A 21,320-nucleotide genomic window follows, 5' to 3' on the forward strand; every position below is an offset into this window, starting at 1 on the left:
AGCCTACTCGTGTCAGTAGGCTTTTTTGGTTGTTATACTGTGCATAGTATAACTTATTTATTTTCATTTTCAATTACGATGCGAAAAGAACTGAATGCTTGTTGACTGACATAATCTTCTTCGCTAACTTTAAAAGGAAATGGAAAAGCGACGAGTTGAAAATTACTTTCCTGATCCACTGAAGGCAATATGAAATTAAAGATTTGCCTCGTTTCAGGTGCAACTTTAGTATAAACGACTTTTCTATTGTTAAATATTTCAACTTGTTTCCAATCTTTAAAAGCCACGATTGCGTAAGTCATTTCATCATTCGTTTCATTACCGTTTGATAGGGTTAATTGCTTGCCTTCCTTTTCAAAGAAGACAGTTTGTAAGTTCTCTTCACGGTTCGTAACAAATAATGGTTCGTAAAGACCATCTTTTAAAATAGCATCTGGATCTATAAGGGAGAGTTTTATTTTTTCGCTTTCTTTCTGAGGAGGATGCATTGAGTATCGCATACTTAGAATGTCTTCTAAAATAGCTGCTTTATTTAAGTTATTATCTTTTAATTTGTATTCAGGTTTTTTAATTATTAAAAAGGTTAATTCACTTGCATTAGGAGAAGTGTGTAAAGAGATTTTCGTAGTCATTGAACTGTTTGGCTTCATATCAAAAAAATAGTGTGATATTTCATTAGTAGTATCTTCTATTTTAAAAGGTTTTTGTTCGTAATCTTCTAGAACAATTAATCCATATTTTCGGTTTTCGTTAATAGTATGTACGAATGATAATGATACATTAATTTTATTATCCTCACTAGTAATTGTACTACCGTTGTTAATATGTTGGCCTTGATTATCCTTCAATCCGTAAGAAATAGTATTGGTTTGTTGCTCTCTCTTATTTTCTTTAGAAGGTGGATGAGGTTGTATGATTGAAGTATTGAACAAAATATAAATTGTAAGTAATGAAATGAGTAAAACACCGATAATAATATATATTTGTTTCATAAATAGCACCTCAATATATGTAAAGTATTAGAGAAAAAAGATATGCAAGATGCATATCTTTTTTCTCTTTCTTACCAGAAGGCTTTTGTTTCGTGATTCACATCATTATAACCACTTAATTTATAGGTATGATTACCGATAGCGTAATCATCTCCATAATAAATGCTTGTGTTGGTCGCTGTAGCACTTACAAAGGATGATTTTTTTGCACTATTACTTTTCGTATTTACTAATGAGCCATCGCCATTGAAAGTTCTTGCTTTTGCATAAACATAGTCTTCGGTCGTAGTTGATTTCGATTTCGCAACTGCATATGGGTTACCAAAAAAGGGAGTATATACGCTAATGTTAGAGTCATTCTTAGGTGCAGCTGCAACAGTCAAACTAGGAACACTAGATGTTTTTGTTGATTGAATTGTATCAAAGTCAACTAAAACGGGCTGCCTGTCTACAGTATCGACCTCTGAAGCACTTGCGTTATTAGTAAAACCAAAACCTAAAACCGCTAACCCTAAAGTTGTCACCGATAAAGATTTTTTCATATTCACTAATTTTCCCACCTTTTTAAATTTTTGAGTTCGAACTCAATTCATACAATATATGAAAATTTCGAAACTCTCAATGGTTTATCCCATACTTAACTTTTCTTTTACTTTCGATTCAACATGTCTTCATTTGCAAAAAAGCGAATATATCTTCTAATGCTTAGCCAGCAAGGGATACAGGTTTAATTTTATGAAATTCATGTAAATTTAAATCTATTCATGTCAGAATCTCTGTTATTTTTAAGTTCATATGGGAAACTTATTAAAAAAAGGATGGTGACAAAAATGACAATCGATCGAATTTGTACAATTGGACCCGCAAGTAATAATAAAGAAACATTAGCACAGTTAATAAAGAATGGTATGAAAATTGTTCGACTGAATTTATCGCATGGCACGCATGAAAGTCATAAAGACATCATTCGTTTAGTGAAATCATTAGATGACTCTATTAAATTTTTGGGTGATGTACAAGGACCTAAAATAAGATTAGGTGAAGTGAAAGGAGGGCAAATTACACTTCAGGCCGGAGATTCTTTTATTTTACATACACAACCAGTTACAGGGAGTAATACAGAAGCGAGTGTTGATTATGAAGGAATTGCGAATGATGTGAAAGTAGGCAGTAGAATTTTAATTAATGATGGAGAAGTTGAATTAATTGTTGAAAAGATAAGTACGGACAAAATAGAAACGAAGGTAAAAACAGGTGGCAATATCTCATCTCATAAAGGAGTTAATTTACCAGATGCGGCTGTTCGTTTACCAGCTATTACAGAGAAAGATAAAAAAGATATTCAGTTTCTTTTAGAGGAGAATGTTGATTTTATCGCATGTTCTTTCGTAAGAAAACCTAGTCATATAAAAGAAATACGAGATTTTATACAACAGTATAAAGAAACGTCACCTAATTTAATTGCAAAAATAGAAACGATGGAAGCAATCGAGAATTTTCAAGATATATGTAAAGAAGCAGATGGAATTATGATTGCAAGGGGCGATTTAGGAGTAGAGTTACCGTATCAATGCATTCCGCTTTTACAGAAAATGATGATTCAGGAATGTAATCGAACGAATACATATGTCATTACAGCAACACAAATGCTTCAATCTATGGTAGATCATTCTATTCCAACAAGAGCAGAGGTGACTGATGTGTTTCAAGCTGTACTGGACGGGACGAATGCAGTTATGCTTTCAGCTGAAAGTGCATCAGGAGAACATCCAATCGAAAGTGTGAGAACATTACGTCTCGTTTCAGAATTTGCGGAGCATGTTAAAAAAGATGGACCTTTTGCGATGAAAGATGCACTGGAGTTACTGCATAAATCACTGAATGAGTGATGAATAAAAAAAGAGGGTGGATATGCATCCCCCTCGTGTTTACTCTTGTTCTTGTTCATCTAAAATCTTATCAAAAGCAGCAGATACTTTATCAAACTCTTCATCATTTTCAATGTATGAAAACTCATTATCTTCTTCTACTTTTAAAAAGAAAATATCAATGTCTTCCTCAGTTTCTGTTTGGATATCTTCAACAAAGGCAACTGCAATATACTCTGCGCCTTCGACATCCATCGCTCCAAGTACTTCTACTTCTTGCTCTTCGTTATTCTCATCACTAAGAGTAAACACTTCGCCAACTTCAATATCAGACATATTCATTCTCCTCCTGTTCGACTCTAAAAATAGAGCACTCAAACTGTATACATACTAACATATCTTTCCATGAAAAACCAAATTCATACGTAAGAAAACAATTGATTCTTCTTTAGTATGAGTATACAGCTATTAGGAGCATTATTTGTCTGTGCTATATTACTTAATCCATTCAACAATTGTATCCATAGTCTGTCTTGTTTTATCACGCTTTGGCTCTTCTTTACGGTAACCAAAGGCAACCATAACTGATACTTCAAGATTATCGCCTTGTATAATGCCTTCTTGACGAAGTAAAGAATCTACTTCCTCTTTATCAAATCCTTCTATTGGACAAGAATCAATACCGATTTGAGCTGCGCTCGTCATCATATTACCTAAAGCGATATAAGATTGCTTGGATGCCCAATCAAATACAGCACGATCGGATTGTAATAAGTTAAAATCTGTTTCCTGGAACTTTTTAAAGAATTCATATCTAATTTTTTGAGTGTCTTCAGGCAATCCAATAATATCGTTCATCATATATTTAATATACTCTGCATCATAATGCATATCTTTAATGTTTCTTGAAAGAACAATAACAAAATGACTAGCTGTTGCAAGTTGCCCACCAGCGCCCCATGAATACGGTTGTAGTTTTTCTCTTAATTCTTTATTTTGTACGACAATAAATTTCCAAGGCTCATATCCAAAAGAAGAAGGAGATAATCTGCCTGTTTCTAAAATGAATTTGAAATCCTCTTCTGAAATTTTGTGCATAGGATCGAATTCTTTACATGCATGTCTGAAATGAAAAGCCTCCATAATTTTTTCTTTTGTAATTTCTTTTGTATTTGTCATAAAAGTTCCTCTTTTCATGAAATTATTTTTGTAAGTAAATTATATTTTTAAAGTAACATAGATACAAGTACGCACATTTATGTGGTATAGTATCAAAAAAGATACTAATGTTAAGGGAAGGGATTTATTATGGATTGTCCAAACGAAAATAATATAAATTACCCATTTTTAAATAAATATTCTTGTCCAGTTGAAGCTATGGTTGAGGTGATTGGAGGGAAATGGAAAGGGGTAATTTTGTATCATTTATTAGATGGTACAAAGCGGTTTAATGAATTAAAAAGATTAAAACCAAATATCACACAAAGAATGTTAACACTGCAGCTGAGAGAACTTGAAGCAGATGGCATCATACATCGCGAAGTATACCGTGAAGTGCCGCCAAAAGTAGAATATTCATTAACTGATCTTGGTGAATCTCTTCGTCCAATGATTCTATTAATGATGGAATGGGCAACTCATAATATGGAGAAGGTTTTGGAGAGTAGGAATACGAAAGATAATAATTAAGAGTTGAAATTGGTATAGACGAGATATGTGAAATAGTTGTAGAAATAAAAGGTGTTTCCATACGTGAAAACACCTTTTATTTCTATATTTTTACTTTTTAACTTCAACTGCTGAAGTTGGAAAGTTATTTAAGTTTGCAATTTGACCATACCAATCAGCATGTTTAAAAACAACACCTTTTCCATATCCTTCAGTTGAAGTACGTTCCCATAGTGTTGTTGAATAGCTAGCGGTAGGGGATGCTGTACGTACAGAAACAATTTGATTTTGCCAACTAGCAGACAAGTTTTTATAACCGCTACTTAGAGAAAAATACTCGCTACCTTGATTTGTGAGTTTATAGAAGTCTGTACTACCAGGTCCGCTTCCTCCAACACCAAGGGGAGTGATTGAATTATTCAACCTTTGTTTATCTTTTTCAATAAAAGACTCTAAACTTTCTTTGCTCGAAAATCCATAAGATAACCAGTCTCCATTTTGATTTTGTTTCGGTAGAACTAACGTTATTTTTACGTCTTCCTTTAATGGAGCACTCAATTTGTTAAACGAATCAACAGTCTTTTCATCTACAGTTACATATTCGAAAGAGGAAATCGTATAATCTTTTTCGGTACTAGCTGATACTGATCCCAGTCCTCCAGTTAACGACAAAACAGTTAATAATGCACCTGCTACCAACTTTTTCAGCATGGATTCATCTCCTTAAAACTTAGATTTTTTACATAACTAAAATGTATGTTAATTTGAATGTATTATAAATATTTAGAAATTTATAAAAATTAAACAGAATATTCTTTTATTAGTCTTGAGTAAGGAAAGTAATTAAAAATGAAAAAAGGTTTACTTAAAAAGTAAATCCTTTTTGCCAACCTATCTCAAAACTCTATGGATTAAAGTTTCATTTTATCCATCTATGAATCACAAACTTCTTTTGCATTCATAGAAGCAGCATCTAATAAAAGGAAAATGGCTGCTATAATATGTAGAAGGATTTCTATATAAGGAAAGAAGGCAACTAGAGTAACGATAATACCTATATAATGAGTGTACGTATTCATGCCTGCTTGTTTAGCTAATAAAAAAGTAGTGATATGTAAAGTAATCAATAGTAGTAAAGGTATCCCATATAGGTTAACAAGACTTGGAAATAATAACAAGGAATTAATAAAAGGTGATAGATTCCTGTGATCCACTTTAGTGCTTGTATGTAAGTTTTCAAAGTAAATCCTCCTAAAACAATATATATCTATATATTACTAAAAATAACAGGTAATTGGATATTATATATTTTTAGTTTTAAGTAGATTATAATTTTTTTATGTAAACTAATTATTGATTATCTATAAAATAGAAAAACCACCCAAACGAGGGTGGTTCGTATTATAAATAACTACTTAAAGAAGAAAGGGAGACCTTCACCTCACTACCTTCCTTCATATTTCGCAGCATAGCGGTTTCTGTACTAAGTTCTTCTTCCCCAATAATAAGCACGTAAGGGATATTCTCTTTATTGGCATAATTAAGGGCACGTTTTAATTTGCGTCCTGCTAGTTCTAGTTCGACTTTTAAGGAAGTGGTAGAACGTAATTGCTGGGCAAGTTGTAAGCAGTGTAATTCTGTCCCGAGTGGGATGATAAATAGATCCGCGGTAGATGATATCGTTTCTTTCTGTGATAGTGCTGTATAAATAACGTCTAAACCGAATGAAATACCGACTGTTGGATAGTTCATATTATCACCACGGAATGCTCCGATAATGTTATCGTAACGGCCGCCGCTACCGATGCTGGATGTAATCGATCCATCTTTTAAAAAGATTTCATATACGGTACCAGTATACATTGTGAGTCCTCTTGCTAAAAACGGATTGAATATCGTATTTTCATTTATTCCGAGAGCGAATAAATATTGCTGTAATTGTTGTAATTCGTTTACGCCATCGGCAACGAGTTGGTTATTGAAAGCTTCTTTAAAGTCAGCAATTGTAAGCTTTAGACAAGATAATACAGTATTACATATCGTATCAGCCATTTCTTCAGAAATTCCGCGCTCTAATACATCTTTTCGTACACCATCAATCCCAATCTTTTCGATTTTGTCTAATGATAAAATGACGTCACTTGTTAATTCAGTAGGGATGTTAATGGCCTGAAGAATACCATTTAACAATTTTCGGTTATTATATTGGATCGTTATCTCTAAGTTTAATGTTTGGAACAGCTCAAACGCCATGCTCATGAGTTCTGCTTCTGCCATGACTGATTCTACACCGACTATATCAACGTCGCATTGTATAAATTCACGAAATCTTCCTTGTTTAATTGGCCCATCTCGAAATACTTTCCCAATTTCATAACGTTTAAAAGGGAGGCGAATATTCGGATTCATTGCCACAACTTTTGCGAATGGAATAGTTAAATCGTATCGTAAGGCAAGCTCACGTTTTCCCTGATCCTGAAGTGTATATATTTCTTTTAAAATTTCATCGCCACCGCCGTACTTGTAAGACATAAGCTCATACATATTTAACGTTGGTGTTTCTAACGGTTTACAGCTATAACGTTCAAACGTATCTTCACAAGCCCTTTTAATTTTATTTCGTAGTACCTGCTCCTCTGGTAAATAGTCCTTTGTCCCTTTTACATTTTTCATTTCCATTGTAATCACTCCTTTTTTAAATTAAAAAAAGCTATGCAGGTATAAAAATACCCACATAGCTTTATGAACGCTTCGTGGGTCAACAGGAAAAGCCCTGTACCCACGAAGAAAAATTTTTCTTCGGATACACGGCGTTACGTATGATGATGAAGTTGGAAAGAAGTATTAAAAATTCGCATTACAAATCTCTCCTTAACATAAGTTTTTCCAAATTATATCAGATGATTTTTGAATTATCAATATTTTTAGTTTTGAAATATACGTGAAGTTATGTAGGAGAAATGGAAAAGGGTGTATAATAAAACTTAATAATATGAAATAACCTTTTAAGGAGAACGTTATGAAAAAAGATAAAACAAATGCGATGCGAATATTAGATAAAGAAAAAATTGAATATTCGATGATGTCATATGATCCAGACGATGGGAAAATTGATGGCGTATCAGTAGCCGAGAAAATTGGACGAGAAGTGAGAGAAGTATATAAAACGTTAATCGCTCAAGGGAATAGTAAAAATTATCATGTGTTTATTATTCCGGTAGATGAGGAACTAAATTTAAAAGCTGCCGCAAAAGCAGTAAGTGAAAAGAAGATTGAAATGATTGCTGTGAAAGATATTACGAAAGTGTCAGGATATATTCGTGGCGGTTGTTCACCAGTCGGAATGAAGAAGTTATTTTCTACATGTATTGATGAAAGTGCCCAATCACTTGAAACGATGATAGTAAGTGGCGGGAAAATTGGAATACAAATTGAGCTTAAAGTAGATGACTTGGCGAAAGTGACGAGAGCGCAGTTTGGTGAGGTAACGAAGTAATGATACATAGGAAAAGAAGTTCTGGTTTTATCCCGCTATTCGCCGGGCAGTAAGTAAGACCCTCACCTCGAAATTCAGCGGAAGCAAAGAAATTAGGTGGGGATTAACTGCCCGTAAAAGCACGATTGGTGAGGGCTGATAATCAGTGGGGATGAACAAAACCCCCACTGATTAAAGTTTCACTTTATTGAATTTAGATAATAATTTATAGGATAGTTAGTCCATTATGGGGCTAATTGTCCTTTTTTATTTACAAACTGGATAAAGATTGAATGTTTAGTTTGATATAGGCATGTAATCTGAATTGTTTGTTTGGCTTTGGGAGAAGGTAAATCCTCGATGTAAGAACTTGAAATAAACAAGCAGAGTTTATTCTTAAAGATAGACAAAGAACCGGAGAGTGTTTTAATAAGGGATCAAGAAATATCCATAAGAAAGCACAAGTTGGGGGATGCCAGTATTTTTGAAAAAACACGCTAAGAGTATGAAAGATTTTATACAGTTTTTTTGCTAATCCAGTAACAAACAAGAACACTAAAACCGCGTTAGGATAGGAATGTATAAAAAATGTATAGATTCATAGAACTAAAAAAGAAGTTTCACTTGTGAGAGCAGGATTCTCCTTTTTCATTGCTACTGATAATGAGACGTTAGGTTAACTAATTTTGAATATCGTATACAGACTAAAAACAGAGAAAACTTCCTGTTGTGTAGGGTATTTTTTCTGTTTTTTTGATGATAGTTGTTAACTGATGTCTCACATTTCAAAAAAACAACTTTTTTGTTTGCTTGTCCACACCATTTCACCTCTTTGTGAATTTTATAGTATTAAAGGAGGTGAAAAGAATGAATGAAGATATTATTTCAATTGGAGCAAATTGTATAGTGAGAATTAGAAACAGATTCTTTCTTCTAGTAGAAATTGAAGTGGAAGTTGGAAATGTAGCCATAGAGGAATTTGTTTTTATTCGAATATCTGAGCAAGAAGCTAGAACATTGTTAGCAGGGGGTATTCAACGTTGTACTATTTCCAATTGTATTCCTAGTTCTCATGATGATTTAGAAGTAGAATTCATTTGTGTTTTAATCGTAGGTGGGGAAGCATTTGCGGTTTTTGATGTAGAAGACGATGTTGATGAAGCTGTACTTGTTCCAATTTCATTAAGAGAAGCCGAGCGTTTAATCTGTAGAGGAGCAAGACGATGTACAGTTATTAATAGATAAGAGTAAGCCTTTTGGGTACTAAAGAGGTTTCATTTTGTGTGGCTTCTTGTAAGAATGATTATGTAAATATGAATATCCTCCAGAGTACTTAACTGGAGGATATTTTTTAGACTTCTAGATGTATTAACTACTGATAATGAGACGTTATATTAATTAGGTTTGGATATTGTATACATCGTCTTTTCTTCAACTAAGAGTGCAGATTCATACAGTAAAAATTACTTTTTTAACTATAAAATAAGAAGAAATGAACCTATATTACTACTGATAGAGCTATGTTATAATGAAAATAAGGGTTTTATCCTTATTTTCATTATATAGGAGAGTGTTGAACATGATTATCAAGTTCATTCGTTTACGTTAATTTTAAACACAATTCGTTATGCCTGACTATTTTTTTCAAAATGTGTGGGTTTATTTGGTTGTGTCTTTTTTATTAACTAAATACGAATGAAATGAGGAGTTAATCATGACTGAAAAGATTATTAAAATTAATAAAATTGATATATGTACAGAGAGCTTTGGAAATTCAGCAGATCCAGCAGTCTTACTAATTATGGGAGCCATGTGTTCAATGGTTTATTGGGATGAGGAATTTTGTCAACAATTAGCTGATACGGGCCGATATGTTATTCGTTATGATAATAGAGATGTCGGACGGTCAACTACTTATGAACCGGGGAGTTCCCACTATACTGTGGTAGATATGGCTGATGATGCGATTGGGGTACTCGATGCATATCATATTGACGAAGCACATATTGTTGGAATGTCATTGGGTGGAATGATTGCTCAAATTGTAGCCTTAAGGAACCCTGAGAGAGTTATAAGTATAACTTTGATTGCATCAGGTATTTTTGGTTCTGAAGATAACGACCGAAATTTGCCTCCTATCGATGAAAAGATACTCGCTTACCATACTAATGCGGCCAAACTAAATTGGTCGGATGAAGAATCTGTTGCAAATTACTTGGTTGCAGGATCAGCATTACTTTGTGGTTCAAAGCATAAATTCGATAAGAAGAGGGCTTATAAGCAGGTAGAAAACGAAATAAAACGGGCAAATAATCTACTCAGTATGTTTAATCATTCCCTTCTTAAAGGTGAGGATTCTTATGAGGGGAGATTAAAAGAAATCAATATACCTACTTTGGTTATCCATGGTACAGAAGATACAGTGCTTTCATACGAGCATGGTCTTGCTCTTGTTAATGAAATACCGCATGCTGTGTTACTACCCTTAGAAGGATCGGGTCACGAGATTCACTGTGACGATTGGAATAATATAATTAACGCTATTTTGAATCATACTTCAGTCCTGTAATCATTATAGAAATCGTATAAAACAAAAAATATTTGGAAAAAGGGTTACAATCGAATCTGTAACCCTTTTTTTCTATTAAAAATCAATTTTAGAACTGTTACTCATTTAAAGAATAGTAATACGCTTAGTTATTGGTATTCACTTCCAGTAATGAAAATTATGTAAATAAGCTGTTCGCTGGATTCCCATAGAAAACTGAGATGAGATTTTTGATTTTGAAGTACTTCAAAATCTTAGCTAGATGACTATGTAGCGGTACCCACATTAAAAATGCAGGAACATATCAAATATGTTCCTGCATTTAATTTTATTAAGTTTAATATCTATGATCTAAATATAATAGAATTTGGAGCTTCTTTTTATTTTAAATAAATTGGGTAATTAGATTATAACGTTAATATTTGTGATTGAATATAATAATAATATAATGGAGGTGATGTTATATGGCTCTTACTACAGGACCAATTGAAAACGTAGGAAATCAACCTGCTAATGCAAATAGAGTTAGGGTAAAAATCCTTAACCGTACTGCTGGCCCACTTACTGGAGTAGCTAGAGTTTTTAGACTTGACGGTTCATTAGTATTAATTGAACAGGTAAACTTCAATGTAAATTCTAATGCTTCTACTTTTGCAACTCTAAGTTTAGTTCATCCTGCTCTTGGACAAGCATTTGAATATGAAGTTCAAATTGTTCCTAATCAACCTGGTGGACTATATAGTGTTTATGGACTAACAGCTGACAGTGTTATCATTACTGCACAACGTATTGTGAACTCAGAATTGACACAGTTTCTTTAATTAAAATAGATTGGTGCCTACATGGTATCCAATCTATTTTTGTACGTATTATTCAGAGAAAGAAAGGTTTTACACAAAAATAAAGACAGTTATGGAAACGGGAAAAGTCGAGTTATCATCTTGATTTTTATTATTTCTGTCTTAGACTGTATCTGTTTTGTTGCACGGTTTTCTTTGAATGCTTTTTATTCAAACTGTTTTTTAAAGTATTTATCAAATATGCATTATTGCATAAATAAATTTAAATTTATAAGTTAATATTAAACTACTTTTTAGTTGTAAAGAATATGTTAATAATCTTTATAAGAGAAGGATATTCCTTGTAAAAAGTGAAATTGTTTGGAATGTGAATAAACAAAAAGTTTAGAAGTGATACAGACTGGATAGAGTCTTGTATTAAATAAACAGAAAAGGGGTATGGGTTTCTAAAAGGTTTCGGGGGTTAGAAAGCATTTTTTAGTGAATAGCTTCAAATTATATTTTAAAGGGGAATGGGTATATGAAGTTTCGAAATACAAAGATTGCTATGGTTACACTATCTTCATTTTTTATTTTAGGTTCTGCATCTCTATCATTCACAGATACTATACACGGTGAAGTAGCTCCTGCATCAGCACAAGAGATTATTGTAAAAAGTTATGACGATACATATTATAATAACGCAATAGGAAAAACGGGCTTAGAATTAAAGAAGGAACTGCATAATATTATTGATAATCATACAAAGTTATCATACAGTGCGGTTTGGGAAGCACTAAGAGATACTGATGAAGATCCAAATAATAAAAATAATGTGATACTCTTATATACTGGTCGTTCGCAAGGGAAGCTTACGAATGGATCAGGAGTAAATAACTGGAACCGTGAGCATGTTTGGGCAAAATCTCACGGTGACTTTGGAACGACTGCAGGACCTGGAACAGATCTACATCATTTAAGAGCGACGGATGTATCTGTAAATAGTTCACGAGGGAATTTAGATTTTGATAATGGTGGTGTGAATCATTCTGAAGCGACAGAATGTAAATATGATAGTGATTCTTGGGAACCTCGTGATAGTGTAAAAGGAGATATTGCTAGAATGCTGTTTTATATGGCTGTTCGTTACGAGGGGGACAACGGCGAAATAGATTTAGAACTAAATGAAAAAGTGAATAACAATAAAGATCCATACATGGGGAAACTATCGGTTTTATTAAAATGGAATGAACAAGACCCGGTCGATGATTTAGAGCGAAAGCGTAATGAAGTGATTTTTACAAAATATCAACATAACCGCAATCCTTTTATTGATCATCCTGAATGGGTAAATAAAATTTGGAACTAAGATTTTTAAAGGTATTATATTTTGATAGAAGGGATTGATCATTATGATCAATCCCTTCTTATATTTTTACTAGAATAAATGATTTTTATAGGATTGAAGAGGAGAATAGGATAGATATTTTATCAAGTTAATTATATATGGGTATTTTAGTACGGTCCCCACTCAATATTCACCCCAACAATAAGAAAAACAAGTCCAATGATAAACCAAATGAGTGCAAGTGGAGCCATGAAACGAATCCATTTTCCATAAGAAATCCCGCTCGCTGCGAGAACGCCCATTAAAACACCAGAAGTTGGATTTAAGCAGTTTACTACACCTTCCCCAAGCATAACAGCCTGTACTGTAACTTGGCGTGTAATGTGCATGAAATCAGCTAATGGAGCTAATATCGGAATAAAAATAACCGATTCTCCTGTCCCGGATGAAATAAGGAAATGTAATGCGGCACTACTTACGTACATACCGATAACGCCAAATACAGGGCTTTGTCCTTCAAGAGTTTGTGCGAGTTGGTTAACGATTGTATCAAGTAATTTGCCTTGTTCTAAAATGACTGAAATACAACGAGCCATTCCGACGATTAAAGCACCGTATATGAGATTTTGGCAACCTGCTAGAAAAGTAGAAGCGATATCGTTTGCTTTCATACCACCTATTATTCCGGCTGTAATTGCTATGAAAATAAAAGTAGCGGTCATTTCTGCGTCCGTCCAATGTAGACGAAAAGCGCCTATTAAAAATACAATTAACGATAAAGCTGAAACGAGTAAAATTAATTTATGACGTATCGTCCAAGGGACTTCTTTTTTCTCTGTTTCTTTTTCGCTTGAAAGAGCGTTACTGGGAAACCAGTTGTCGCCAAGGATGCTTCCTTTATTTGATTTTTTCAAGCGTTTTACATACCAATTTATATAAAGGATAGTGGCAAGTAAAAAAGATATATAGATTGCGGTGCGTAAACCAATCCCGGAAAACATCGGAAGTTCTGCGATCTTTTGTGAAATGCCTAAAGGTGAGGGAGATAAAATAGTAGCATTAAAACCAGCATAAGTACCTAAATAAATAATTGCTACACCGACGATAGCGTCCCATTTTAACGTGCGTGCAACGATAATGCCGATGGGGATAAAACCGATAACTGAGTTAACGATAATACCAGTCGTTCCAAGAATAGAAAAAAGCGCAGCAACTATACAAATGAAAAGTAATTGCTGATTACGAAATTTGTTAATAACATGATAGATTAAACCGTCAAGAGCACCTGTTTTTTCAAGAATTGCAATGGCTCCACCTGTAAATAAAATTAGAAAGATAATAGGAGCAGCAAGTGTCATTCCTTTTTCAATAGCGGTAAAAAAAGAAACAAATCCTACGGGTGATTGCGGAACAGAATGGTAGCTACCTGGTATTGTCGTTGTAACGGTCCCGTTTGTAACCCTTTTAAATTCTCCAGCAGGAACGAAGTACGTAGCAATGGCGCAAAGTAAGGCAATGAAAAATAGTAGTACGTACGCATCAGGCATTTTAAACTTTGGTTTACTAGGTTGTTTTTTTGCCTCAGTTTGTATTTGCATAAAATCCCTCCTTCTTCACTTTGTTAATTTTTAATATTCTGAATTTAATCCGTGAAATAGATTATAATAAAGGTAGCTTCTTAAGGCAATAGTTTTTGTATCCTTTCCCGTACATACAAATTATTGCAATATTAGACAGGGAAACGATAATAAGCCAAGAATATGTTATGTAGAAAGAAAAAGGAAAAGAGGGAACAAGATGTGGAAAACTACTGATCTATGTGATGAATTTGAAAAGGAATTACAAATATGTCGCCAGTCTTTTCGGTCTTTTGGGAAGAAAGAACAATTCCACGGGAAAATCGCAACTGTAAAAGTGAAAGATGATAATGTACTAGTGAAGGAAGGATTGCAAACATTACCAGAAGGAACAGTATTAGTTGTTGATGGCGGAGCGTCTACGAATTGTGCTTTACTCGGTGATAATTTGGCAGCTATTGCGGAAGAAAGAAAGCTAGCAGGAATTATTGTGAATGGGTATGTTCGTGATTCTAGTGAACTAAAGAATATTAATATTGGTATTTTAGCGTTAGGAACGATGCCAAATAGAAGTGTGAAAGAAGGAAAAGGAGAACGAAATATTTCATTGCACTTTGGACAAGTAGAATGGAATCCAAATGAATATGTCTATGCGGATGAAGATGGCGTCATTATTAGTGAAAAGAGTTTACATAGTTAAGAGTTAATAAGTTATTATTCTTAGAAAATAAATCCGATAAAGCATGGACAAAATTCTTTGTCAATAGTAAAATAATACAGAAATTTAAAATTTACAGAATGTATAGGTTTATCGTTTTACGATAACTTAAATGGGAGTAAGTTGTGCCAAGAAAAGTGAATGTTATCACAATGATACGTTCATAAACAAAATTATTTTTCCTATACAAATATAGCCGCGAATGATGCGGGTAGGAGGTGTTGTACATTTTTGTTCGACACTTACAAAAAGAGAGTGTCAATCGCACGCCCTTGAAGGGCCTTTTTTTGTGTAAATGGTAGTAAGGGAGGAAATTTTGGGATGGCAATGTTGAAAAAGTGGCTGCTTACGTCGTTAATGGCAGTGACACTTGTATTTGTTTCTTTTGCGAATACAGTACATATTACGTTTGCTGAAGAAAATACAGCAAAACTTGCAATTATTGGGGAATCACAAAAAGGCATTATGTTATGTCCGAAAGAAGAGCAAATTAAAGATGGGGAAACAGCTTTAAGTTTGCTGCAAAAGGTCATGGGGGACAAGGTAGAATCTGAAACTATGTCGTTTGGAACATATGTAAAAGGCATCGATGGTTTAATGGCCGGGGCTACAAGTGCTTGGCTGTATGATGTAAATGATCAGTCTGCAGAAGTCGGAGCAGATAGTTATAAATTAAAATCTGGAGACGTTGTTGTCTTTCGTTTTGTTTCAGACTGGAGCAATATAAGCCAGGAAACATTGAAAGAAACGTTAGATAAGTTCGGAACGTGTAAAACAGAAGAACCAAAACCAGAAGGCGAAAATGGTAAACCGACAGTCGAGCCAAAACCAGAAGGTGAAAATGGTAAGCCGACAGTCGAGCCAAAACCGGAAGGTGAAAATGGCAAACCGACAGTCGAGCCAAAACCGGAAGGTGAAAATGGTAAACCGACAGTCGAGCCAAAACCAGAAGGTGAAAATGGTAAAAAACCAGAACAACCAAAGCAAGAGAATGTTCAAATTCCAGCGAAGCAATTAGAGGAAGCAATCTCAAAAACATCTGACAAGATGTTACAAGATGGAATCGAAAGTGATTGGGTAGCTGTAGCGCTTTCTCGTTCTGGAAAGAATGTGCCAATTGAGGCAAAATTAAATTATGTTAAGTCAGTAACTGAAAAAGTAGAAAAGCGCATTAATCGTTTTTCAGCGACAGATTTAGCTAGAACAATTATTATGATGAATGCAATTAGTGCAGACCCTAAAAATGTAGGTGGACATAATTTAGTTCAAAAATTGTATGAGTCAGATAAAGTGAATTCTGTTACAGGTTATGCATTTGCTTTACTTGCATTTGATACGAAGAAGTATGAGATTCCAGTTGAATCAAAATGGAACAGAGTTGCTCTAGTGGAAGCACTGTTAAATAATCAGCATACAGACGGTGGATGGACTTATAATAGTTTAGGTAGTAAAGATAGTGCTAGTAGCGTTGATGTAACAGGTATGGTTTTATCAGCATTAGCTCCTTATCAAGAGCGATCAGATGTGAAACCAGCTATACAAAAAGCTGTTGCGTATTTATATAACGAACAGCTGCAAAATGGCGGTTTTTCAGCTGATGGACAAGAAAATTCAAATAGTACTGCGCAAGCAATTATTGGATTATCACTTGTTAAAGATGTAGATCAAAATCGTCTTCATAAGACAATGCAAAACCTATTATCATATCAACTTTCAAATGGTGAATTTAAATGGTTACCAAGTGATCAAAATGGTAACGGAATGGCTACAGAACAGGCTCTTTTAGCATTACTTCAATTTAAGGAAATGGGAAAATCTATTTATGATTGGTCTAATGTAGACGCTGGTGATGTAATTAAGCCAAAACCGATTGAAGAGCCAGAAAAGGTCGTTGAACCAGAAAGTAATGTAGTAGAAAAAGAAGTTATTGAAGAACCGAAAGAACAAAACCAAGTACAACAAGAAACAAAAGATGAAAATCTAAAAGTAGTTGTAGATAACGAACCGGTTAAGAATAAAAAAATCGGAAACGGTAACAGTCTACCAAAAACAGGAGCATCTTCTCATAGTGCAGCAACAGAAGTAGGTATGGGTGTATTATGTATTGCTTCTGCATATGTATTATGGAGACGTAAAGCAGCTTAACAAAAAATTAGGAGCAATTATTTGCTCCTAATTTTCGTATGAAAGGTGAGAGATAGGATGAGTAAGGTGAAATGGTTCATTTCTTTACTGCTTTCGCTTGGGCTACTTGCCGGATGTGAAGAGGCAGCTGTAAAGCCTGAGAAGAAGGTAGAACCGAAGCAAGAAGAGGTAGCGAAACAAGAAGAACAAAAAGATGAAGCGAAGCCGGAAGAAAAAACAGAAGAAAAGCAAGCTGAATCAGAGCAAAAGCAGCAAGAAGAGCAGAAAGAGAAACAAGAACAAAAAGTAGAAGAGAAGCCGAAAGAGGAAAAGCCGCAGGCACAACCAGAGGTAAAGAAAGAAGAGAAACAACAGGAACAACCGAAAGAACAGCCGGCTGTAAATAAGCAACCAGAGCAGCAGCAAGCACAAGAAGAGAAACAACAACCGAAAGCACCAGAAGTAAAAGAAGAAGCAAAGGTTGTGAATCAGCCGAAAGAAACACCGAAGCAGGAGCAAAAAGTTGATCCGAATAAAGCGGAGAAAACGATACCGACTCCGGCAGTACCAAAACCTGAACCACCAAAACCAGATCCAGTACCAGTACCGAAACCGCAAGCAAAACAAGTAACAATCTCGGTAAAAGGAAATAACGGATATATAATGGGTGCGAAAAAGATGGATGTACAAGATGGCGATACTGTGTATAAAGTATTACAACGTACAGGATTAGATGTTGATGCAAGCGGATCTAGAGATAGTATTTATGTAAAAGGTATTAATGATTTATATGAAAAAGATATTGCGGATACTAGTGGATGGAAATATCGTGTGAACGGTGCTTTTCCAAACCATAGTGCTGGTGTAGCTACGGTAAAACCAGGAGATACAATTGAGTGGGTATACGTATTACAATAAGAAAGGCATTCGGTAAAGGGCTATGAAAATAAGTTTTTCTTCTTTACATCCTTTTGTGAATTTTTTCTATTATATCGGGGTGATGATACTATGTATGATGTGTCTTCATCCTCTTTTTTTAATTGGAGCAATACTATTAATTGTTATTTTAAATGTGATGCAAGGAAATAGCGAAAAGATAAGAAAGATGTTACCAAGCACAATTGTTTTCTTTTTTATGGTCATTTTATTTAATTCGTTATTAACGCATAGAGGTCGAACGACATTATTTTGGTTAGGTGATAGCCGTATTAAGCTTGAGGCGATTATGTTTGGAATAGTAATGGGGTTATTACTAGTTGCAGTTATGTTTACGTTTGCGTCATACAATGATATTATTTCCAGTCATAAATTTTTATATTTGTTTTCAAGAATTTCACCGAAAGTTGCATTGTTAACGATGATTACAGTGAGATTTGTTCCTTTGTTTATAAGGCGATTAAAGAAAATCACACTCGTTCAAAAGACGAAAGGTGTGCAGGTAGATTCAGGTTCGATAATTGAACGCGTCAAAAATGGTATGCAATTGCTGCAAGTATTATTAATTTGTTCATTGGAAGATGCACTGCAAACGGCAGATTCTATGCAAGCTCGTGGATTTGGTGTAACGAAACGTACGACATATATTCGCTATAGAATGGAAAAACGAGATTGGTATACGCTCAGTTATTTAAGTATTCTATTTATAATTGCTATCATATGTAGTACGTATGGCGGAGGAAAGTTAATCATTTATCCGAAAGTCGAATCTATTTTATTTCAGCAATACGATGGGATGATGTTTATCGTATTTACGATGTTTATTAGTTTACCAATTATAATGGAAGGAAGGGAATGGTTATGGTGGCGCATGCAGAAATAAACAATTTATCATTTGTATATGCTGATGAAAACGAAAAAGCGTTACAGCATATTTCTCTTTCTGTTCAAAAAGGAGAGTTTATTGCACTTGCCGGCGGATCAGGATCCGGGAAGACGACTTTATTAAAACATTTTAAAAAAGAATTACTTCCAATTGGTAAGCGTACTGGGGATACATATTATGATGGTACTTTATTAGAAAATGTACCTGATTTGTTATCTGCTCAAGAAATTGGTATGGTATTTCAAAATCCAGAAAATCAACTCGTAATGGATACAGTTATTCAAGAATTAGCATTTTCTTTAGAAAATATTGGGTTACCATCACATATTATTCAAAAACGAATAGCAGAGCTTATTAGCTTTTTAGGATTTCAAGATTTATTGCATCAATCTGTTCACACGTTATCTGGTGGGCAAAAGCAACTTGTTAATTTAGCTGCGGTATTAGTTATGCAGCCGAAATTGCTATTATTAGATGAACCGACAGCGCAGTTAGATCCAATTGCTGCAAAAGAGTTTTTAGGATTATTAAAACGGATTAATGAAGAACTTGGAATTACGATTATTTTAAGTGAACATCGTTTAGATGAAGTTATCCCGCTTGCAACACGCGTTGTTTGTATGGATAATGGCTGTATTATGTATGATGGTAGTCCTAAAACTGTTATTACGAATATGTGGGGAGTAGAAACATTCCGTCCATTTATTCCGCAAATTCCAAGGCTATTTTTAGAGTGGAATGTGAGAGATATTCCGTTTACGGTGCGAGAGGCGCAAATGAAAATGAATAATTTTTCAGCGATATCATATGTAAATGAGCTAATAGCACAAAGTGAAAAGCAAGAGGTAATTTTAAGCGCAGAGCATATTTCGTTCCAGTACGAAAAAAATAGTCCGCTTATTTTACGTGATTTATCAGTTTCGATTGAAAAAGGAAAATGGGTAGCGCTCGTTGGAAAGAATGGGACAGGGAAGTCTACACTGTTAACGCTTTTAGCTGGTTTGCAAAAAGTGAGAAGAGGGAAAGTAAAGTGGAATGGGAAAGTGATACATAAAATTGATTCGAAAGAACGGTTTAAAAGTATTGGGTATGTATCGCAGCATCCATATTATCATTTTACATTTGATACAGTGTGGGATGAGGTGTATGAACGTGCACGTGAATTATACGGAGAACAAGGAAAAGAAATAGCAGAAGATACGCTAAAACAGTTTTGGTTGTACTCGCTTAAAGAACGCCATCCGCACGATTGTAGCGGAGGAGAGCAACAATTACTTGCGTTATGTACGACATTATTATCAAAGCCAACTTTATTATTACTTGATGAACCGACAAAGGGGTTAGATCCATGGAAGAAAGAAAGAGTAGGAGAACTATTTAGGGAGCTGCAAAAAGAAGGTACAACAATTGTAATGGCAACGCATGACATTGAGTTTGCAGCGAAATACGTGGATCAATGTATGATGTTATTTGATGGAGCAGTTATTATGAATGATGCACCGAAAGAATTTTTTAGTGGTAACTTCTTTTATACAACATCTATTAATCGATTCATTCGAAAAGAATTGCCATATGCATTAACGTGGGAGGATGTGTACGAAGCGTGTCCAAACGATATGTTGCATTCATAATAGGTATTTTTGCAGTAATAATAGGCACATTACTCTTTACTACACTTATTATGGACGGTTATTACATGTTAAGTAGTTTGTTTTTATTAGTTGTTATTATGTTACCTTTCTATATTCGTTTTGAAAGGAAGGCGTTTGTTTCACGTGAAATTGTTCTCGTCGCTGTATTAGCGGCAATTGCAGCAGTTAGCCGCGTACCATTTTCTATTTTACCGAGTGTACAACCAACTTCTTTTGTTATTATCGTTTCTGCAATTGTGTTTGGAAGTGAAGCGGGTTTTATGATCGGTGCAACAGCAGCGATTGTGTCTAACATCTTTTTAGGGCAAGGTCCGTGGACGCCGTGGCAAATGTTTTCATGGGGTATGATTGGTTTTATAGCTGGATTATTGCGTAATACATTTTTAATGAAAAAGCTATGGGGGAGACTTCTTTACGGAGTAATTGTTGGTTTTTTATTTGGTTGGATTATGAATTTCTGGGGCCTTCTCGGTTTTATACGAGAAGCAACGTGGGAAACTGTCATTTCGTATTACATCGCAAGTTTTTACTTTGATTTAAGTCATGCGATTTCGAATGTTATTTTCTTACTACTATTTAGTACGTCTTGGATTACGATTCTCACAAGATTTAAAAAGAAATACGGTATATTAGATAAGCATAACATAGCATAGAAAAGCATACTCATATAAGGTAGGGTCGCGACTTACATATTCGTTTGCCTCTTTCATGCTTCTTACATATTGTAAGGAGCATTTTTTTGTCAAAAA

At 34.5% G+C, this 21,320-nt stretch carries 20 protein-coding genes and 1 pseudogene; 13 read left to right on the forward strand and 8 right to left on the reverse strand.

The features are described 5' to 3' along the window. Nucleotides 1-53: 53 nt before the first annotated feature. Nucleotides 54-992, reverse strand: a complete 939-nt coding sequence (locus BM089_RS17570) for a hypothetical protein (protein ID WP_000810149.1) — start codon at nucleotides 990-992, stop codon at nucleotides 54-56. Nucleotides 993-1,063: 71 nt separating this feature from the next. Beyond that, the gene (locus tag BM089_RS17575; protein WP_001056360.1) at nucleotides 1,064-1,540 is read right to left on the reverse strand and encodes a hypothetical protein; all 477 of its coding nucleotides are present in this window, start codon (nucleotides 1,538-1,540) and stop codon (nucleotides 1,064-1,066) included. Between the two features lie 282 nt (nucleotides 1,541-1,822). On the opposite strand from BM089_RS17575, the gene BM089_RS17580 reads away from it, so the two are divergent. Then, entirely contained in the window at nucleotides 1,823-2,881 is a 1,059-nt protein-coding gene (locus BM089_RS17580) for a pyruvate kinase (protein ID WP_139213279.1), read from the forward strand. A gap of 39 nt (nucleotides 2,882-2,920) precedes the next feature. Here BM089_RS17580 and BM089_RS17585 read toward each other — a convergent pair whose 3' ends face one another. Both BM089_RS17585 and BM089_RS17590 read right to left on the reverse strand, forming a co-directional pair. Continuing rightward, nucleotides 2,921-3,202: a DUF1292 domain-containing protein gene (locus tag BM089_RS17585; RefSeq protein WP_025118598.1), complete on the reverse strand. Its 282-nt coding sequence runs from the start codon at nucleotides 3,200-3,202 to the stop codon at nucleotides 2,921-2,923. Between the two features lie 153 nt (nucleotides 3,203-3,355). Next, on the reverse strand, nucleotides 3,356-4,039 hold the full coding sequence (locus BM089_RS17590; protein ID WP_000185605.1) for an NAD(P)H-dependent oxidoreductase: 684 nt from the start codon (nucleotides 4,037-4,039) through the stop codon (nucleotides 3,356-3,358). Between the two features lie 129 nt (nucleotides 4,040-4,168). Between BM089_RS17590 and BM089_RS17595 the strand changes: the two genes are divergently transcribed. Beyond that, nucleotides 4,169-4,549 (forward strand): winged helix-turn-helix transcriptional regulator, encoded by a 381-nt coding sequence (locus BM089_RS17595; RefSeq protein ID WP_000340576.1) that lies wholly within the window; start codon nucleotides 4,169-4,171, stop codon nucleotides 4,547-4,549. A gap of 90 nt (nucleotides 4,550-4,639) precedes the next feature. Here the strand turns inward: BM089_RS17595 and BM089_RS17600 are convergent, their stop codons facing one another. From BM089_RS17600 to BM089_RS17610, 3 genes and pseudogenes are all read right to left on the reverse strand, one after another. Continuing rightward, on the reverse strand, nucleotides 4,640-5,239 hold the full coding sequence (locus tag BM089_RS17600; protein ID WP_000914418.1) for a hypothetical protein: 600 nt from the start codon (nucleotides 5,237-5,239) through the stop codon (nucleotides 4,640-4,642). Nucleotides 5,240-5,460: 221 nt separating this feature from the next. Beyond that, nucleotides 5,461-5,768, reverse strand: a pseudogene (locus BM089_RS17605) (hypothetical protein). A 161-nt stretch (nucleotides 5,769-5,929) separates the two neighbouring features. Then, entirely contained in the window at nucleotides 5,930-7,207 is a 1,278-nt protein-coding gene (locus tag BM089_RS17610) for a histidine--tRNA ligase (RefSeq protein WP_090977569.1), read from the reverse strand. A 340-nt stretch (nucleotides 7,208-7,547) separates the two neighbouring features. Between BM089_RS17610 and ybaK the strand changes: the two genes are divergently transcribed. The 5 genes from ybaK (at nucleotide 7,548) to BM089_RS17635 (ending at nucleotide 12,699) form a co-directional block, all read left to right on the forward strand. Next, nucleotides 7,548-8,024, forward strand: coding sequence for a Cys-tRNA(Pro) deacylase (gene ybaK / locus BM089_RS17615; protein ID WP_000710852.1), 477 nt, complete (start codon nucleotides 7,548-7,550; stop codon nucleotides 8,022-8,024). An 846-nt stretch (nucleotides 8,025-8,870) separates the two neighbouring features. Then, nucleotides 8,871-9,248, forward strand: a complete 378-nt coding sequence (locus BM089_RS17620) for a hypothetical protein (RefSeq protein ID WP_090977571.1) — start codon at nucleotides 8,871-8,873, stop codon at nucleotides 9,246-9,248. A gap of 469 nt (nucleotides 9,249-9,717) precedes the next feature. Next, on the forward strand, nucleotides 9,718-10,572 hold the full coding sequence (locus tag BM089_RS17625; RefSeq protein WP_016512553.1) for an alpha/beta fold macrolide esterase: 855 nt from the start codon (nucleotides 9,718-9,720) through the stop codon (nucleotides 10,570-10,572). Between the two features lie 443 nt (nucleotides 10,573-11,015). Further along, nucleotides 11,016-11,372 (forward strand): hypothetical protein, encoded by a 357-nt coding sequence (locus BM089_RS17630; RefSeq protein WP_001229424.1) that lies wholly within the window; start codon nucleotides 11,016-11,018, stop codon nucleotides 11,370-11,372. Between the two features lie 499 nt (nucleotides 11,373-11,871). Then, nucleotides 11,872-12,699: an endonuclease I family protein gene (locus BM089_RS17635; protein WP_016512554.1), complete on the forward strand. Its 828-nt coding sequence runs from the start codon at nucleotides 11,872-11,874 to the stop codon at nucleotides 12,697-12,699. Nucleotides 12,700-12,845: 146 nt separating this feature from the next. Here BM089_RS17635 and BM089_RS17640 read toward each other — a convergent pair whose 3' ends face one another. Then, nucleotides 12,846-14,276 (reverse strand): YfcC family protein, encoded by a 1,431-nt coding sequence (locus BM089_RS17640; RefSeq protein ID WP_090977573.1) that lies wholly within the window; start codon nucleotides 14,274-14,276, stop codon nucleotides 12,846-12,848. A 199-nt stretch (nucleotides 14,277-14,475) separates the two neighbouring features. On the opposite strand from BM089_RS17640, the gene rraA reads away from it, so the two are divergent. The 6 genes from rraA (at nucleotide 14,476) to BM089_RS17670 (ending at nucleotide 21,224) form a co-directional block, all read left to right on the forward strand. Then, nucleotides 14,476-14,955: a ribonuclease E activity regulator RraA gene (gene rraA, locus BM089_RS17645; protein WP_029442832.1), complete on the forward strand. Its 480-nt coding sequence runs from the start codon at nucleotides 14,476-14,478 to the stop codon at nucleotides 14,953-14,955. A gap of 339 nt (nucleotides 14,956-15,294) precedes the next feature. Continuing rightward, complete coding sequence (locus tag BM089_RS17650) at nucleotides 15,295-17,118, forward strand: DUF4430 domain-containing protein (RefSeq protein ID WP_090977575.1); 1,824 nt, start codon at nucleotides 15,295-15,297, stop codon at nucleotides 17,116-17,118. Between the two features lie 57 nt (nucleotides 17,119-17,175). Further along, nucleotides 17,176-18,015, forward strand: a complete 840-nt coding sequence (locus BM089_RS17655; protein ID WP_090977577.1) for a DUF4430 domain-containing protein — start codon at nucleotides 17,176-17,178, stop codon at nucleotides 18,013-18,015. Between the two features lie 22 nt (nucleotides 18,016-18,037). Beyond that, nucleotides 18,038-18,916, forward strand: coding sequence for an energy-coupling factor transporter transmembrane component T (locus BM089_RS17660; RefSeq protein ID WP_002152639.1), 879 nt, complete (start codon nucleotides 18,038-18,040; stop codon nucleotides 18,914-18,916). Beyond that, nucleotides 18,889-20,550, forward strand: a complete 1,662-nt coding sequence (locus tag BM089_RS17665; protein WP_016512560.1) for an ABC transporter ATP-binding protein — start codon at nucleotides 18,889-18,891, stop codon at nucleotides 20,548-20,550. The genes BM089_RS17660 and BM089_RS17665 overlap by 28 nt, the downstream gene beginning before the upstream one ends. Further along, entirely contained in the window at nucleotides 20,523-21,224 is a 702-nt protein-coding gene (locus BM089_RS17670) for an ECF transporter S component (protein ID WP_071714306.1), read from the forward strand. Before BM089_RS17665 ends, BM089_RS17670 begins: the two co-directional genes overlap by 28 nt. Nucleotides 21,225-21,320: the final 96 nt, after the last annotated feature.

This window comes from Bacillus sp. 5mfcol3.1 (genome assembly GCF_900114335.1).
GTDB classification, from domain to species: Bacteria; Bacillota; Bacilli; order Bacillales; family Bacillaceae_G; genus Bacillus_A; species Bacillus_A thuringiensis_S.

Excerpts from the sequence above, each read along its gene's own strand:
- BM089_RS17570 (WP_000810149.1), bottom strand. The coding sequence starts at position 992 with ATGAAACAAATATATATTATTATCGGTGTTTTACTCATTTCATTACTT.
- BM089_RS17580 (WP_139213279.1), top strand. The coding sequence starts at position 1,823 with ATGACAATCGATCGAATTTGTACAATTGGACCCGCAAGTAATAATAAA.
- BM089_RS17585 (WP_025118598.1), bottom strand. The coding sequence starts at position 3,202 with ATGAATATGTCTGATATTGAAGTTGGCGAAGTGTTTACTCTTAGTGAT.
- BM089_RS17590 (WP_000185605.1), bottom strand. The coding sequence starts at position 4,039 with ATGACAAATACAAAAGAAATTACAAAAGAAAAAATTATGGAGGCTTTT.
- BM089_RS17595 (WP_000340576.1), top strand. The coding sequence starts at position 4,169 with ATGGATTGTCCAAACGAAAATAATATAAATTACCCATTTTTAAATAAA.
- BM089_RS17600 (WP_000914418.1), bottom strand. The coding sequence starts at position 5,239 with ATGCTGAAAAAGTTGGTAGCAGGTGCATTATTAACTGTTTTGTCGTTA.
- BM089_RS17610 (WP_090977569.1), bottom strand. The coding sequence starts at position 7,207 with ATGGAAATGAAAAATGTAAAAGGGACAAAGGACTATTTACCAGAGGAG.
- ybaK (WP_000710852.1), top strand. The coding sequence starts at position 7,548 with ATGAAAAAAGATAAAACAAATGCGATGCGAATATTAGATAAAGAAAAA.
- BM089_RS17620 (WP_090977571.1), top strand. The coding sequence starts at position 8,871 with ATGAATGAAGATATTATTTCAATTGGAGCAAATTGTATAGTGAGAATT.
- BM089_RS17625 (WP_016512553.1), top strand. The coding sequence starts at position 9,718 with ATGACTGAAAAGATTATTAAAATTAATAAAATTGATATATGTACAGAG.
- BM089_RS17630 (WP_001229424.1), top strand. The coding sequence starts at position 11,016 with ATGGCTCTTACTACAGGACCAATTGAAAACGTAGGAAATCAACCTGCT.
- BM089_RS17635 (WP_016512554.1), top strand. The coding sequence starts at position 11,872 with ATGAAGTTTCGAAATACAAAGATTGCTATGGTTACACTATCTTCATTT.
- BM089_RS17640 (WP_090977573.1), bottom strand. The coding sequence starts at position 14,276 with ATGCAAATACAAACTGAGGCAAAAAAACAACCTAGTAAACCAAAGTTT.
- rraA (WP_029442832.1), top strand. The coding sequence starts at position 14,476 with ATGTGGAAAACTACTGATCTATGTGATGAATTTGAAAAGGAATTACAA.
- BM089_RS17650 (WP_090977575.1), top strand. The coding sequence starts at position 15,295 with ATGGCAATGTTGAAAAAGTGGCTGCTTACGTCGTTAATGGCAGTGACA.
- BM089_RS17655 (WP_090977577.1), top strand. The coding sequence starts at position 17,176 with ATGAGTAAGGTGAAATGGTTCATTTCTTTACTGCTTTCGCTTGGGCTA.
- BM089_RS17660 (WP_002152639.1), top strand. The coding sequence starts at position 18,038 with ATGAAAATAAGTTTTTCTTCTTTACATCCTTTTGTGAATTTTTTCTAT.
- BM089_RS17665 (WP_016512560.1), top strand. The coding sequence starts at position 18,889 with ATGGTTATGGTGGCGCATGCAGAAATAAACAATTTATCATTTGTATAT.